Genomic DNA, 14656 nt, shown 5'->3' with positions numbered 1-14656 from the left:
CACCGGCCGCTATCTGTTTCGGGGCGTATGTTGAAAAATCTGCATGAGATGTTCTTGAACCGTCTGGCGCTGGGAACGGCTGTTTTTGTTTTGCTTGGGCCGGCGATGGGCCAAGCGCAGGAAACGACCGTATTGCAGCAAATTACCGTTGACGGGCAGGGCGTGGAGAACGCCACGGGCCCGGTCCGGGGTTATGTCGCAAAGAAGAGCGCGACAGGATCGAAAACTGAAACGGAAACAAGAGACATCCCACAGTCCGTTTCGGTTGTCGGCCGCCAGGAAATGGATGACCGCGGTGCCGTAACAAAGATCGATGAGGTGCTGCGCTATACGCCCGGCGTGACCACCGAACCCTTTGGCTCCGACCCGGACACGGACTGGTTCTACATCCGCGGGTTTCAGGCGACGCAAACGGGCGTGTTTCTCGATGGGTTAAACCTGTTCAGCTACGGGTTCGGTGGCTTCCAGATGGACGCTTATGGTCTCGAGCGTGTCGAAATCCTGAAAGGTCCGGCATCGGTGCTTTATGGCGGCGCCAATCCGGGCGGCATCTTGCAGATGGTTCGCAAGCGCCCGCAGGACCAGCCGATTCGTGAAACCGAGATCGGCATCAACAATTTCGGCAACGCCTTCTTCGGTTTCGATCTCGGCGACAAGGTCGATGAGCAGGGCGTTTGGAAATATAGAGTCACGGGCAAAGTCTCCGGCGGCGACAATTATACCGATTATTCCGAGGATCTGCGCGGTTTCATCATGCCCCAGATCACCTTCGAACCGGATGCGCAGACCAGCGCGACACTGTACGGCTATTTCTCCGCGCTTGATCAGGTCCATGTCGGCAACGGCTTCCTGCCCTATGTCGGTACGGTCGTGGACGCGCCTTTCGGCAAGCTCAACCGCAAGGCATTCTATGGAGAGCCGGATATCGACAATGGCCGGGTCTACCAGTCGATGGTCGGCTACGAGGTCAGCCACGAATTCGACAATGGCTGGAAGGTCAGCCAGAACGCGCGCTACGGCCATCTCTACAAGCACGAGAAAGGTCCGTATACCGGCGGCTGGGCCAACGCGGATGCCAGCGGCCAGCCAATCCTCGACCCCGTGACCAACGACTACATGCTGACCCGTTTCGGTTATGACGGCGTGTCGAAGGTTGATAGCGTCGGCGTCGACAACCGCGTCGAAGGTCAGTTCGATACCGGTGCTGTCAACCATTCGCTGCTCTTTGGCCTGGATTACAGATATTACCGCCTGGATCAGGTGCAGGCTTGCTGCGGATCGAACGCCATCGGCGCTCTCAGGCCCTCTTACGGCTCGACGCAGGGAACGAATTTCGTCTATGCCGACAACATCGTGACCCAGCAGCAGGTCGGCATCTATGCGCAGGATCAGCTGCGTTTTGGCAACGGCTGGCTGCTGACCTTGAACGGCCGCTACGACTATGTGGACACGGAGCTCGACAACAGACTGCCGGCAGGCCTCTCGCGTCGCTCCAATGACGACGCGCTGAGTGGCCGCGCCGGTCTGGCTTACGAATTCGACAATGGCCTGACGCCCTATGTTTCGCTCGCCACCTTCTTCAATCCGCTGATCGATACACTCGCAGATGGCAGCTCTGCGGTTCCGGAGGAGGGACATCAGTTCGAGGCGGGCATCAAATACGAGCCGACCTTCTTCGACGGCAGCATCACGGCCTCCGTGTTCAAGCTGGTCAAAGACAACGCCATCGTCTCCTACACGTCCGGCGGCATCACGACGAGCGGCCAGTTCGGACAGGTGGAATCGAACGGCTTCGAGCTGGAAGCGAAAGCCAATCTCACCGAGAACTGGAAGGCGCTCGCCTCCTATTCCTACACCGATCTCGACATCACCCGCGACGCCAATCCTGATCTCATCGGCAAATCGCCGTGGATCGTGCCGTCCCACGCCGCATCGCTCTGGCTCGATTACGCCTTTACCGATGATACGTTCGAAGGCCTCAGCATCGGCGGAGGTCTGCGTTACCAGGGTAAATCCTGGGCAGATGCAGCCAATACGCTGCGTGTGCCGGATGCCGCCGTCTTCGATGCGGCAATCCGCTACGAAAAGAACGACTGGACCGCATCCGTCAACGTCGCCAATGTCTTCGACAAGGAATACGTGAAAAGCTGCGCCGGCGTTTCGGTCTGCGGTTGGGGCGATAGCCGCACCATCACCTTCAAGCTCTCCAAGAAGTGGTGAGACCGAGACCGTTGCCCGCCATTGCGTGATTTGCGGTTTGCCACTATAAACATGAAATTAATAATCATGTTTATAGTGGCGCCGTGGCGCTTTGCTGGATTGAGAAGCCATGGCCTTCCGTGTGCGGATGGAAAACGAGATCGAGGGTTTCGCCGTCATCGGCGGCCCACGCTCGCGTGTCTGGAACGGCATCGTCGCCGACCTCTGGGATGTGCGTTGCGCCCCGAAGGCAGGCGGCCATTACGTTGGCAAGGACCCGCGGTTTGTTTTCCTCCTCGATATGGACGGGAAGGATGACGGCCGGTTCATGATGAACCGGCATCGCCGTGACATGCATGTGGCGTCCAGGGCAAATCGCATATCTTTCGTCCCCGCCGATCTGGATGTTGAGGCCGAACTCAGCAATGTCTCCTTTGTGCGTCATCTCGATCTGCATTTCGACGCGGGACTGCTAGGCGCGCGCCTGGTGCAGGGGTTCGATCCGCACGGGCTGCTGGACCCGCATCTGATGTTCGAGGACGAGAAGCTTCTGGCGCTCGCCCGGTTGATTGCCGCGGAATGTGACAATCCTGATCCCCTTCACGATCTCTATGGGGAAAGTCTCGTGCTTGCGCTGCTCACGGATTACCTGAAGGTCAGGCGGGAGCCGGTGAGGAAACGCAGCAAGCTTGCCGCCTGGCAATTGCGCGCCGCGACAGATTATATTCGCGAGAATTGCTTGCGGTCGATCCGGTTGGAGGAACTGGCGCAGCTCACCAATCTTTCGCAATCCCATTTCAGCCATGCGTTCAAGGCCTCTACCGGCGTTCCACCGCATCAGTGGCAGATGCAGGCGCGCATGGATCGCGTGAAGGAACTGATGGCGAGACCCGACATGCCGCTCACCGATATCGCCATTGCAGCCGGCTTTTCCGACCAGGCGCATTTTTCGCGGGTCTTTCGCAAGATGGTCGGCGTTTCACCGTCGGTCTGGCAGAAGCTGCGCCACTAGCCGAACGTCGTAACCGATGCCCTTCGAATCCCAGCCGGCGCCCGTGACTTCCACCGGGAACGATTTTGGCGTGGAGGCATTTACATGACGTGACACCAACGAAGAAATTCATGGAGGAAACTATCATGTTGCATCAGGAACCCCGTGGCGGTCAGGACCCCTACGTCAAGGACACGCCGAGCCTCATCGCCAGCGACAAGGTAGAGGGCACCCGCGTCTACGGCGCTGACGGCAAACACATCGGTTCGATCCAGCGGATCATCCTCGAAAAACGTGGTGGCCGTGTTGCCTACGCCGTGCTGAGCTTCGGCGGCTTCCTTGGGATTGGCGACGACTATTACCCGCTGCCGTGGGAAAAGCTCCACTATGACGAGGAATTGGACGGCTATCGGATCGACCTCACCAAGGAGCAGATCGAAAACGCGCCGCACTTTACCAATCTTGATGATGATGACCTGCTTTATGCCAAGGATCGCAAGGTCTATGACTATTACGGCGTTGCGCCCTACTGGATGTAAGGTCGCCGTAAACCGCTTCCGCCCAGCAGGTCGTTGGAAGACCACAAGAGAACGGCTCCCTTTGGGAGCCGTTTTCTTAATGCCTCAGTGAGGGGTTTTCTGCATCTCCGAAACCGCATCAGTGAAACATTTGCGGGCTTCTTCCGGCGATTTTCGTCCATCGACGGCGGCGCGGCAGGCGCTTCTTGCCCTTACGAAGCTCAATCCGCCAGTCTTTGGCCAGCCTTCGGTTAGGAGCCTCAATGCTTCAAAGGGGCCAGCGATCATGCTTTTGCCGTTGGCCTCAAGATTGACCTCGACGGGTTCTGTCCATCTCTCGTTCTTCATCGTGCACCTCCCAGAGCAACGCGATCCCGAAATACACGCGACAGCAGAGTAACCAATGACTGAAGTCGCGTGTTACCTGAACTCAGGATATGCGCAAGTGATCGAATTGACAACGGGGATCAGCGGAAGCCAAAGAACGACAGAATGGCGAGGACGATGACGACGAGGCCGACGATGTAGATGATCTGGTTCATGATTGTCTCCTTGGCTGGTTCATCACCATAACGTGAGGACGCCGGCGAGGTTCCAGCGGCAAGCAAGAATTTAATCACGTACTAAAATGTTGTGGGCGTCCGATCCACTTGCGCGCTTATCGGCGCAGGATCACCCAGATTGCGTGGATAATTCCCGGAACATAGCCACAAAGCGTCAGCAGAATGTTCAGCCAGAAATGCAGGCCTAGACCGACCTGTAGAAAGACGCCGACAGGCGGCAAGAGAATAGCGATGAGGATACGGATAACGTCCACGATAATTGTTCCAGTTGACCAAACTGAATAATCAACGTCGACGGCGTGCGGTTTGTTTCAATGCTATACACAAGGAAAGCCGATAGCCGGAAGAAAGTTATCTCTCATGACCCCCTCGAAGAGGTATGATGCTCCCGCCTTAACAGCCGGACGCCACGACGATTGCGGGAGCCTTCGTTCAGTGCCGGTTCAGGCGCCCATCATCACTTTGTCCGAGGAACTGGGGACGTAGACAAACGTTGAACCGGGTCATTGGAGACTGGATCATGAAGCTTTTAACCGCAGCAATCTGCCTTCTATCCGTTGGCATCCTGAGTGGGTGCGTTGAGGATGGCGGCTATCGCACGGGTGGATACTACTCGTCAGGCGTCTATTATCGATCTTACGATCGCGACAGATATTACCGCGATTACGATCGGCGAAACTGGCGACACCATAGGGAGTGGCGGCATCGAGACCACTGGCGCGGCGATTATCGTCACGGCCCGCGCTATCGATCAGGCACCCAGGTTTATGGCGTGATCGTTCGTTGACGACTAGCGTCTACATGGTCGGCCGGTAAGTCCGGCCATGTACCTGGTACGACTCTGCCAATAGCCCATGGATCGTTGACCGGGCGCCAATACCTGAACACTAGATAGAAAATAAGGAAATGGTGCCGCTTACGTGAGGCATTTCCTGAAATCTAAGGCGTTGAATATTAACGTCTTTTACAGGCAGGTAGTGAGACACGATGTCTCACTTCTAAGCGCCAGTTTTCTACTCCGACCACGGACGCATGGCAAGGAGGCAAATTGCCAATTTGCTTTATTCGCTACTGTTGTGATGTACGAGACGGTGGCGCAGGAGGGAGCGCCCACCATCGCTTAAAAGCCTTAGAAACCGGGCTTTCAGGGATGGCTAGGGGGACACAATGTCCCCCTTTTGTGGTCATGTTAGCTGCGCGTTATAACACGGATATCTGTCCGTGGGACCATGGGCTGCAAGCGGTTGCGTGAAGCTGTCACTACCTGATCGTACAAATCGACTGCCTTGTTTTTTAAAGTCAGTATCAACGCGAATTTGATAAGTGGACGGCGACCACCGTTATGCCCGTGTAGCCTCGTGATATGGCTGACATCAAATGCCGGGTCGTTGAGTGATGTTGCCCTTTTGGTTTTGGTTCTGGTTATGGTTGTTTCCCATTTCTGCGCATCATCTCTGCGCATGAATTCTGGGGTATAAAAGTCATCTGCCTGAAAGAACCTGTCCGTAGGAGGGAGCTTTGGTGTGATAAGTTTGCCATCCTTAAAGTACGGCTTACCCAATTTGTGTGTGTCCGGGCGGAACTGGATTTCGAGACCGCCACGCGTGTAGTTGATTGAATCCTCTGGATCGACCTCACAGAAGAAGCAGAAGGTTGCCTTGATATCGACGTTACCGCTGAGTCCAGCTGGTACGGGCAAGAATAGTCGCACAGCGCCACTAGTTGGCATTTGACGCTGATATACAATGTGTGCCTCACCGTCAGCACAGGTCACTAGATCAGATATCTCATGCGAGACCCTTCCCCAGCCGACTTCTGTACGATCGTTGCTTCCTGCATTGGCGTGGTGGATAAGCAGCCCTTTAACCGTGGGTGCCCATAGTGGGTCGTTAAATTGCGCTCGGATTGCAACGCCACTTCGCATAGCTAAGGGTGCAGCGAAGCTAGTCCCTTGTGTACCAGTTCCTTGTGCGGCAGCGCCCAATACCAAGAATGGAGTGGTAGGTGTTCCACCGAAGCTAACTATGTCGGGTTTGACATAGCCGGGACTACGACCAGGACCGCAAGCACTATAAGGAGCGCGCTGCCAAGTAGCGCCCGAGTTATTTGCAGCGCCCACGGCAATCATGTTCACACCATCAGATGGCGGCTGAATACGATGAAGGCCTAAATCCTTGTCGCTTTCTCCGTTGTTCCCGCATGCCACGGTAGCGACGGTTTCGCCGTCGGCAAGCAGCGTGTCGAGGGTTGATGTCCATGCGTTGACGTCATCATCCTCAATGGCACAGTCTGGACCAAGGCTGATGTTCACGAAATCGTACGGCCTGCTGTCCAAGACGGTCTCTATGCGTTCGAGCACAGAATAAAGTTCAAAGTCATCGTTTGTCGTATCGTCGCCTAATACGCGCCAATGATCCACATTTGCGGGCGGTACAGCCTGCGTGCGGCTTGGGTCCAGTGATCCGAACAGGAATGCGGAAGTGACCATAAGGCCGTGCGCTTGGGCAGACGGAATTGCGTTGCCTACGCCGGGTGCCTTCTTACGGCTAACCCATGGGTCAAGGCCATGGTTGCTCGGCAAGCCGCCATCAAAAATTGCAACTTTAATCTCCTGCGCCGTTGCAGGATCAGTTGGGAGGTCAACTGCAAAACCTGGAACCAGACTACGGACTACGGGATCAAGCGGCACAATTCTAGGCATGCTCCGCAGTGCACGAAGAAAAGAAAACTGAAGAAGCCTAGGTACTAACTGCTTTGGTGCGTACATAGGCAGAAAGCACAGCCCACCATTCTGCCGTCCACGAGACAAATCTACATCGAGGCCTATGGATTTCGCGAAGCTTGCAAATCCCTCCAGTATGTAACCACCGTCGTCCGCATCAGCATGCAGAACAATCTCAAGTGGTATAGCCTTGTCAGACGGGGTATCAGGTAAGCGCTTGGCACGACTAGAGTCTGGCAGCGAAACCTTTTCAATTTCTCTGAATTCGCTTCGAACAGCCTGCTCTACTGGACGCCAATCAGGCAGCGCCTCAGCAAATTTCATCAGCCGTTCGCGACGACCCGCAAGATACAGCAGAGGAGCGGGTTGCGGCCTATCGTCATCGGCTACTTTCTCTGATGTGACTTTGTCCGGTGTGATATGTACCGCCCGGCTGCCTAAGTGCTTAAGCTTAAGCTCAGTTATTAGGTTTGCCGGATAATAGCTTTTAGCAAGATATGTAGGATGGAGCGTTATACCAACAACGGTCTCACCGTTCGGGCAAGCCAAGCTCGGTAAGCTTCTCAGCTCACTTTTCACATTTTCTAGCTGTGGTGATAGCCGCTCGACCGCCTCAGAAAAGGTGTACGGATGTGCTTTGTCTCCAAAGCCCCGAGGCGGACGTGCAACCTCGACGCTAAGCTTCTCGCCTCCGCCAATCAGGTATCTTGGAGTGGTGGCCATCAATCATCATCCTCCATATCACTAGAAATTTTTCGCGCATTACCTGTGCGGTATTTTCTCAACGTGTCTCTTGATATTCCTGTGGCTGCGCTGATACGGCGATCAGCGATATCGAGGCCTGCGAGAAGAGGTAAAAGCTTCTTACGATCAGACGCTGGTGCTAATTTCATGTCGCGTCCGATTGTCTCCAGCAAGGCTTCCTCGATCGGCACTTTCCCGATAACAGTTCTACGTCTAATCCATCTGGCTAGGCGGGTAATGTCGCTGCTTGATTTACCCTCCCACAGGTCGGCAAGCGTGTTCAGCAGTGGTTGTATAGCGTCGGCATCCCGGTCAAATGCGACGTTGATAACCTGAGTTCTTGTCTTGTTGTCCGGAAGCGGAAATACAACTACGTCATCAAAACGCCTCCAAACCGCCGGATCAAGTAATTCGGCATGGTTCGTGGCGGCCACGAGAAGGCTACGAGGCGGCCACTCATCAATTTCCTGTAGAAGTACAGTTACAAGGCGCTTTAACTCGCCGACATCCCCGTCGTCGTCACGTTTTTTGGCTATCGCATCAAGTTCATCTAGCAGAAGTACGCAGTCTATGCTTTTGGCATAGTCCAGAACTAGCCGAATGTTTGCTCCGGTCTTCCCTAAAAAACTACTCATGACGGTTGCCAAGTCCAGCGTCAGCAAGGGCCTTCTCAACCGCTTGGCTATCCACCTTGCAGACATTGTTTTGCCAACGCCAGGAGGGCCAGAAAATAAGACTGTCCTGGTTGGGGGTAGTCCAGCCTTCTCCAGCGACGAAAGATTTTGGCGTTCTGCTATTATCTGCTCAAGCTGCTCGGCTATGTCCGTGTCGAGAATAGGGTCAACTTCCAGAGATACGGGAAACTCCTGCCGCAGCAAAGCCAGACGCGAATCGGAATCAACTGGAACGAAGCCAGCTCCCGCCTCTCGCATTGCATTTGGCGTGGGGGGCTGATTTGAAAGCAAGTCCGTTAGGCTATCGGTAAGCGCCGTATCAGCCTTGCTGAGCTTTTTCGCGATGCGTCGAACATAAGCCTGCACATCGCCGGATTTCCCGGCCATCCCAAGTCTGGCCAAGTGGACTATAAACTCGCCCTTGATGTCTGATTCGTCAGTTTTTGTCATTTTATGCCTGTCTATCAATGGCTTTTCATCACTATACAGTGGACTAATTTTCATTTCAATATGGAAAACTAGTCCATTTCCATTAATGTGAAGGTGCGGGTTCCTGTGGGCGCTGATTGAAAGCGGGCCTTTGATGGCGTGATTGATGCGCTCTCAGACTGCGGCGATGCCTTGCGGGGATGTGATAACGGATGCGACAGCATGGTCCGTCGAGCAGCACACAGGAGGCGGATTTGGAAGAATGGGAAATCTATGCGGAAGGACTAAAGGCGATTGGCGTATGGTCCACCCAGCCGAAGTATGATGGTTTTTGGGGCTATGTGTATGACTGGCAGACCCTGATCTCAGGCGCGGTCGCGCTTCTAGCGGGTGCAGTTGTCTATGCGCAATTGGTCGTCCAACGAAAACAACTAGCCGAAGAGCGTCGGAAGCAACTGGAGTTATCGAAGCGTCAAGAGCGGGCGGCGCGTATCCGCATACCGCACGCGCTTGCCGAGCTGATGGAGTTCGTTGAGAACGGATTTATAGCATGGGGCGGAGGTACGCTGAATTCTGTCAAGCTTCCCTTGCGGCCTGTAGAGACGTTAATGTCGGTAGCGGAGGCTATTGACGATACCAGCTATCAAACGGTTCGCGAACTTGTGAGTGCGCTACAGGTATTTGAGAGTCGTCACCTTGAGAGGAAGCGGCGCTCGCACTTCCATCCGGGACAGGCGGCCGTCGATTTGGCAAAGTTGGAATTTCAGATAGATCGCCTGTTTCCATTCGGCAGGATGTCGAACGAGGAATCCGTACCATTCGTTAAGCCTGTCAAGGACGACGTAGCGGCGGTATTCAGCAAGCATGAAATGCGGCTTTCTGGTAAGGGCAAGGCCTCCAATATTGAGGAGCGGCTAGAGCAAGCTTTACGGTTGGTGCCTGCCAAGAATGAGTAGACCCGAAACCAGCTTGTGTCCGCATTTATGCAATGCTGGAAAACCAGAAATTTTTACGAGGGAGTATTTAAGTCCCTTCGAGCGGCTCTTTCCCCCATTGGGCGCTGCCGTTCGGGCGGCATCCAGTTCATCCCCGGCAAAACGTATGACCTCTCTTGTCAGTCTTCGCCATCACCGGAAGGACATAGGGCGGGGGTATGGGGTCTGTCCGCAAGGGCATAGGCTAGCGTACACCCAGAATTACTTACAAAAACGTATCCGTAAGGGTTGATTTAGTTCAACGGACATGCATTCTAACGGACATAACCTTAACGAGCAAGGATTAGTCCGTGTCCAAGACAGTGCTGTATGCCCGCGTATCGACTATCGACCAGACGCTTGACCACCAGAGAACGCAAGCCGAGCAAGCAGGCTTCGTCATTGACGAGGTATTTGCAGACCATGCCGTATCAGGCGTCAGCACCAGACTTCGGGACAGAGCGGAAGGTAAGCGGCTCTATGACAGGCTCCGTCGTGGCGATGTGCTAGTAGTCCGCTGGGTAGATAGGCTGGGGCGTAACTACGAGGATGTAACAGACGCCATCCGGCACTTCATGCGGGAGGGGGTCGTCATCAAAACCGTGATCAATAGCATGACGTTCGATGGGGCGACGGCAGACCCGATACAGCAGGCCGTCAGGGACGCGCTGATTGCGTTCATGGCCGCGACGGCGCAGGCGCAAGCCGAAGCGACGAAAGCCGCTCAGCGGGCCGGAATAGCAGCAAAGAAAGATGACCCGAAAAAGTACCGGGGGAAGAAGCCGAGTTACAGTCGGGAGGCATTTGAGCAGGTGGTGAACATGCTGGCAATCGGTAACGGTGCTTCCGAGATTACCAAGGCCACGGGCTTGTCTAGGCAGGCGGTACTCAGGATTAAGCACGATCCGGTCGCATCCGAAACTGCACTAGCGAAATGGGGCTTATGAGGCCGCAGTCTGGGCCGGGTGTCTTGATGGGGCAAAGGGTAGCGTTGCCTGCATCATCCGGCTGCACCTGCTGGACATTGCCATTAGCATAAATTGGAAATTATCATTTTAATACAATGATTTAATGTTCCGGACCCTTTTAGGAATACCTACTGCTGTATCAGTATAAGCAGATTACCGTATGGTAATATGAACAGTTACTGTACAGCTAATGTACTATCAATGTACCGGAGAGGTATGTCGGAAATGATAACCATAAATCCATCAAATAGTATATGATATATTTATGGTAAAATATACGACATATTATCACAACGGCAGTCAGAATTGTGTAATAATTATACAGATAATTTAAAATACAGGTTATACAACGTATCTACAATACGACTATGTGATGTTGTGGCGTATTGAGCAATACGAGCTTCCGGAAGAGAGCCATGCAATCCAGACTATAAACAGATTAAAACATAGTTATGGCTACGGATATAAATATAAGCTCTCTGGTTCGTGCATGCGGTACAAGAGCGGAACTGAAGCTGTGGAATGCATTGATGCAGTAGGCGAGACTACGAGGATGCATAGCGTCACCGGATAGCGGGTAAGATAACAGGTTTGAGCTGCCGGATTGCTATGAGGGTGACCGGATTTTTCAATGCGCCCGCAGAGCAAAATCGAACCGGAGATGTCAGGCGGTGTTCCGGATAGGCAGATTGTTTATAAGCATGGGTTCATTCGAGCGTAGAGGCTCATCAGCGGGCAAATACTCTGCCGGATGATAGTGAGCGCCAATACGCCTTAAAGCTCGCCCATGGTCAGATATGGGAATTTCGACATCAACTAAAATACTTACAAGTCTCTGATACCATTGCAATTTACTGCCGTATAGTAAATTCGCCCAAGCGAGACTGAAACACGACCACGGCTTGCGAGCATCGAAAATCAGCCATGCCGTTCACGATTGACAGCGACTCCTGAATACGGGAAATATCGGTTGAGCCGTACGTGCGGTTCAGGGGCGTAGTAACCCCTCATGACTAGGAACGTGCCACTGAAATGGCACCACTCTTCGACCTATGGTCGGGGAGCCTGCGGCGTATGCAACAGGTTCTCCGAACTAAAGGCCGTAGGGCCGTGTCATGCGGTTACTAACTCCCCGATCACCAGAGATCGAAGGGCATTCGCGGGGACGCACCGCGCCTAACGTCCTTCCATACGGGGGACCATTTCCCATGCGATCGAACACATCATCTGTGAGGGCAACTGCGCGCAGGCAACCGCATCAGCGAACTTGCTCAGTTTCGTTTGTGCGGACAACATTGCGAGCGTGCATTCTCGCCGCTGGCTTACTGGTCACACCTACTGGCCTCTATGCAGCCTGCGGGTTTGAGGGGATACCCGAACAGTACCGCCCATATGACCCGTCGGAAAGCGCGACGAACATAATGGGCCGACCTGTCATCGGTGGAGAAGCAGCAAGCACGCGGGCAGTACGGGAATGCCACGAACAACAAGCCCGCCAACTCTGGTATCAGACGCTAGGTTTCGCTACAGACGCCAATACTGAAACCCTGTACCAAGGCGTAGCTGATAGCTTCAAAGCGGGCGGCAGCATTGCCCTCAATCTTCTCGCCTCATACAGGCGGGCGTACGATAATCCCGTCGATCCAGATTTCGACCCGCTTCGGTGGCTTGATGACAACCGGGAAAAAGACCGGATCGAACTACGGCACCTATCCTCGTTTGCAGGTACAGGATCGAACGCAGAAGCTCTCGCACTTCTGGTAGACGTAACCGAACGCAAGGCCGCAGAGAAGCGTATTCAGCGAATGGGTGCGGCGGCACAGTTAACCGCTAGAGCAATCGCAGCCCTGCCAGACGTCGCACTGCTACTAGTCATTGTCGCCGCACTCTGCATTCCGCTGAGGGCAGCTTTCCGGCGCACGGGGAGATCAGTGTCAGCGACGGCGAACACATAACCGCAACTGGAGAACCAATAATGACAAACAAAGCGATGGCGCTAACACAGCGGCAGGTCAAAGCATTGTGCCTTGGCGCAGCGCAGGCAGGATTTGTGGCTGAGATCCTTATCAATGGGGCGTTCATTCGGCTCGTGCCACAGGATGCGCCACCATCAATGGTCTACAAAACGCCCGAACAGCTAAGGGAAGAAGAGCTGGACGACGAACTGGAGAGGTTCAAGAAGAAGCATGGTTACACCTGATTATCATTAGGGCATGTTAATTTTCGGTCGGCTTTACCTAGCCTGCCAAATAGCTCTTCAAAGTTTCTGTGTCGGCAAGCCGTAGTCCAGCTTCTGTATCGCCTCATTGAGGACCTGTAGCGTGTGGCCCCCGAAATAATTCTGGTAGGTCACGCCTTGCTGGCTATGTCCGACCAGAGCTTTGACCAATGGATCAGGCACTTGTGCATTCACAAGCTGCGTAACGACTGTATGCCGGAGGCTGTGGAAAACGAGTTCCTTGGCTTTCAGGTCCAGCTTAGGCAAAAGCTGTTCGTTGAACCACCGTCCAAGATTGCGGCCACGGCCATGTTCAATTGAGTTTGGTAACTCCTGAAAAAGCTTCTGCTTGCCCTGCTTGCGCAACACATCGACATAATCCAGCAGGCCAAGCCGGATTAGTTCACTATGTAATGGTACTCTGCGCTTTGAAGCCTTTGTCTTTAGCTGTTTGTCGTCGCCCTCGTCGTTAAAGTCGAAGAACCAGATACCGTCCTGTTGCCGAATGTCGGCAAGATCGATCTGTGCAATCTCATTCAGCCGTGCGCCAGTATACACGCCAATAAGCGGTCCCCATTTTCGGTGCTGCTTCCTGGCATATACAACGCTGTTATCTACGATGGCTTCCAGAATTGTTCTCACCTGCTCGGGCGTGAAGTCTTCACGGCCTTTCAGTATGCGATGACGGTTCTGTTTGATCGTAACGCCTGCAAACAAGTTGCGTTCAACGTAGCCATGCTGATGCGCGTACCCGAAGAAATCATTATAAGTCTGTAGGTATTTATTGATCGAGGGCACGGCTAGGCGGGGAAGGTTTGTAAGTTTCAGTACCTCTTCCAGCGGTTTGCCTTTGGTAGCCCGCTTTTTGTGCCGGTGCGCCGGTAGAGCAACAAGGGTGTCTTTCACGGTCGTAACGTCTTGAGGAGTGAGCGTCGCAATGTCGCGCTTCTCGCCAAAAAGCTCTGTAAGCAAGCTGAGATATTCCTCTTTGCCCATCACCGTAGTGGGTACCCAGTTCTCCCCGAGTTTACGTTCCCGAATGAACCGCTTTGCTAGTTCTTCAATTGTTATGCCGGATAGTGATGTCTGTTGCAGAGGGGAGTGAGGAGCCGTTGCGACATTTGGCGCTACTGATGCGGCAGTCTGGGTTGGCGCGCGCAGGTCAAAGTCGTCGTATGACGCGTCGTGCTCAAGAACCGTTTTCAGAAAGCTGCGTACAGCTTTTTTGAAGTCTTGTTCTAACCAGACGTACTGAGCGTCCGTTTTGGAAAACGGTACGCTGTATTGAGTCATGAAGCCTGAAAGCAGGCTTTCATAGCCGGTGGCAAAGGAGAGCGGTGCATCTGTTTCAATTTCCTGCTGCGTCGCTGCAAGTCGTTGCTTGTACTCTTGACGTGTCTGTTCGTTCAGACGTCCCTTGCTATCGATCTCGTTCGTAACCTTGGTCAAAAGATCGCGAAAATGCTGTGTCAGCAAGCCGCGCAATTCCCTGTATTCCATCCCGTATGCAATTCCATGATCTGTAAGTCGTTCCCCTATCTGGATCATAGACCGGGACAAGCGCAATGCTTTTCGTGGATCGCGTGTCTGTAGAGAAAGCTTGATTGTTTCGGCTTTACGGGCTGGGTGTAGCTGCTTGGGCAACGGCCAACGGAA

General features: G+C 53.8%; 13 protein-coding genes. 7 read left to right on the top strand and 6 right to left on the bottom strand.

Features of this window, described 5'->3' with window-relative positions; translation table 11 throughout:
- The first annotated feature begins 48 nt into the window (after positions 1 to 48).
- From AT6N2_RS08490 to AT6N2_RS08480, 3 genes are all read left to right on the top strand, one after another.
- Positions 49 to 2220: a TonB-dependent siderophore receptor gene (locus tag AT6N2_RS08490; protein WP_233282498.1), complete on the top strand. Its 2172-nt coding sequence runs from the start codon at positions 49 to 51 to the stop codon at positions 2218 to 2220.
- A 109-nt stretch (positions 2221 to 2329) separates the two neighbouring features.
- Positions 2330 to 3211, top strand: coding sequence for a helix-turn-helix transcriptional regulator (locus AT6N2_RS08485; protein WP_063949589.1), 882 nt, complete (start codon positions 2330 to 2332; stop codon positions 3209 to 3211).
- A 125-nt stretch (positions 3212 to 3336) separates the two neighbouring features.
- Entirely contained in the window at positions 3337 to 3729 is a 393-nt protein-coding gene (locus AT6N2_RS08480) for a PRC-barrel domain-containing protein (protein ID WP_209085601.1), read from the top strand.
- A gap of 84 nt (positions 3730 to 3813) precedes the next feature.
- On the opposite strand, the gene AT6N2_RS08475 is transcribed toward AT6N2_RS08480, so the two are convergent.
- The 3 genes from AT6N2_RS08475 to AT6N2_RS08465 form a co-directional block, all read right to left on the bottom strand.
- Positions 3814 to 4056, bottom strand: coding sequence for a DUF982 domain-containing protein (locus tag AT6N2_RS08475; RefSeq protein ID WP_209085598.1), 243 nt, complete (start codon positions 4054 to 4056; stop codon positions 3814 to 3816).
- 119 nt (positions 4057 to 4175) lie between these two features.
- Positions 4176 to 4328, bottom strand: coding sequence for a hypothetical protein (locus AT6N2_RS08470; RefSeq protein WP_155737521.1), 153 nt, complete (start codon positions 4326 to 4328; stop codon positions 4176 to 4178).
- A 38-nt stretch (positions 4329 to 4366) separates the two neighbouring features.
- Positions 4367 to 4525, bottom strand: a complete 159-nt coding sequence (locus tag AT6N2_RS08465; RefSeq protein ID WP_077224834.1) for a YqaE/Pmp3 family membrane protein — start codon at positions 4523 to 4525, stop codon at positions 4367 to 4369.
- Positions 4526 to 4791: 266 nt separating this feature from the next.
- Between AT6N2_RS08465 and AT6N2_RS08460 the strand changes: the two genes are divergently transcribed.
- Positions 4792 to 5058 carry a hypothetical protein gene (locus tag AT6N2_RS08460; protein ID WP_209085596.1) on the top strand — a complete coding sequence of 89 codons (267 nt, stop codon included), beginning with the start codon at positions 4792 to 4794 and terminating at the stop codon, positions 5056 to 5058.
- Between the two features lie 402 nt (positions 5059 to 5460).
- Here the strand turns inward: AT6N2_RS08460 and AT6N2_RS08455 are convergent, their stop codons facing one another.
- Both AT6N2_RS08455 and AT6N2_RS08450 read right to left on the bottom strand, forming a co-directional pair.
- Positions 5461 to 7716: a S8 family peptidase gene (locus tag AT6N2_RS08455; RefSeq protein ID WP_209085594.1), complete on the bottom strand. Its 2256-nt coding sequence runs from the start codon at positions 7714 to 7716 to the stop codon at positions 5461 to 5463.
- On the bottom strand, positions 7716 to 8861 hold the full coding sequence (locus AT6N2_RS08450; protein WP_209085590.1) for an AAA family ATPase: 1146 nt from the start codon (positions 8859 to 8861) through the stop codon (positions 7716 to 7718). Before AT6N2_RS08450 ends, AT6N2_RS08455 begins: the two co-directional genes overlap by 1 nt.
- A 233-nt stretch (positions 8862 to 9094) precedes the next feature.
- Between AT6N2_RS08450 and AT6N2_RS08445 the strand changes: the two genes are divergently transcribed.
- The 3 genes from AT6N2_RS08445 to AT6N2_RS08435 all read left to right on the top strand — a co-directional run bounded on the left by AT6N2_RS08445 (position 9095) and on the right by AT6N2_RS08435 (position 12982).
- Positions 9095 to 9796 carry a hypothetical protein gene (locus AT6N2_RS08445; protein ID WP_209085589.1) on the top strand — a complete coding sequence of 234 codons (702 nt, stop codon included), beginning with the start codon at positions 9095 to 9097 and terminating at the stop codon, positions 9794 to 9796.
- A 329-nt stretch (positions 9797 to 10125) separates the two neighbouring features.
- A complete protein-coding gene (locus AT6N2_RS08440; RefSeq protein WP_209085587.1) occupies positions 10126 to 10761 on the top strand; it encodes a recombinase family protein in 636 nt (211 codons plus the stop codon).
- Between the two features lie 1996 nt (positions 10762 to 12757).
- A complete protein-coding gene (locus AT6N2_RS08435) occupies positions 12758 to 12982 on the top strand; it encodes a hypothetical protein (protein WP_121689899.1) in 225 nt (74 codons plus the stop codon).
- Positions 12983 to 13039: 57 nt separating this feature from the next.
- Here AT6N2_RS08435 and AT6N2_RS08430 read toward each other — a convergent pair whose 3' ends face one another.
- Positions 13040 to 14500: a site-specific integrase gene (locus AT6N2_RS08430; RefSeq protein ID WP_209085585.1), complete on the bottom strand. Its 1461-nt coding sequence runs from the start codon at positions 14498 to 14500 to the stop codon at positions 13040 to 13042.
- Between the last annotated feature and the right edge of the window lie 156 nt (positions 14501 to 14656).

The sequence above is a fragment of the Agrobacterium tumefaciens genome (assembly GCF_017726655.1).
In the GTDB taxonomy this organism is placed as follows: Bacteria; Pseudomonadota; Alphaproteobacteria; order Rhizobiales; family Rhizobiaceae; genus Agrobacterium; species Agrobacterium tumefaciens_B.
The sequence above is the reverse complement of the archived record's forward strand: the minus strand, read 5'-3'. Positions and strand labels throughout refer to the sequence as shown.

Excerpts from the sequence above, each read along its gene's own strand:
- AT6N2_RS08490 (WP_233282498.1), top strand. The coding sequence starts at position 49 with ATGTTCTTGAACCGTCTGGCGCTGGGAACGGCTGTTTTTGTTTTGCTT.
- AT6N2_RS08485 (WP_063949589.1), top strand. The coding sequence starts at position 2,330 with ATGGCCTTCCGTGTGCGGATGGAAAACGAGATCGAGGGTTTCGCCGTC.
- AT6N2_RS08480 (WP_209085601.1), top strand. The coding sequence starts at position 3,337 with ATGTTGCATCAGGAACCCCGTGGCGGTCAGGACCCCTACGTCAAGGAC.
- AT6N2_RS08475 (WP_209085598.1), bottom strand. The coding sequence starts at position 4,056 with ATGAAGAACGAGAGATGGACAGAACCCGTCGAGGTCAATCTTGAGGCC.
- AT6N2_RS08460 (WP_209085596.1), top strand. The coding sequence starts at position 4,792 with ATGAAGCTTTTAACCGCAGCAATCTGCCTTCTATCCGTTGGCATCCTG.
- AT6N2_RS08455 (WP_209085594.1), bottom strand. The coding sequence starts at position 7,716 with ATGGCCACCACTCCAAGATACCTGATTGGCGGAGGCGAGAAGCTTAGC.
- AT6N2_RS08450 (WP_209085590.1), bottom strand. The coding sequence starts at position 8,861 with ATGACAAAAACTGACGAATCAGACATCAAGGGCGAGTTTATAGTCCAC.
- AT6N2_RS08435 (WP_121689899.1), top strand. The coding sequence starts at position 12,758 with ATGACAAACAAAGCGATGGCGCTAACACAGCGGCAGGTCAAAGCATTG.
- AT6N2_RS08430 (WP_209085585.1), bottom strand. The coding sequence starts at position 14,500 with ATGGAATACAGGGAATTGCGCGGCTTGCTGACACAGCATTTTCGCGAT.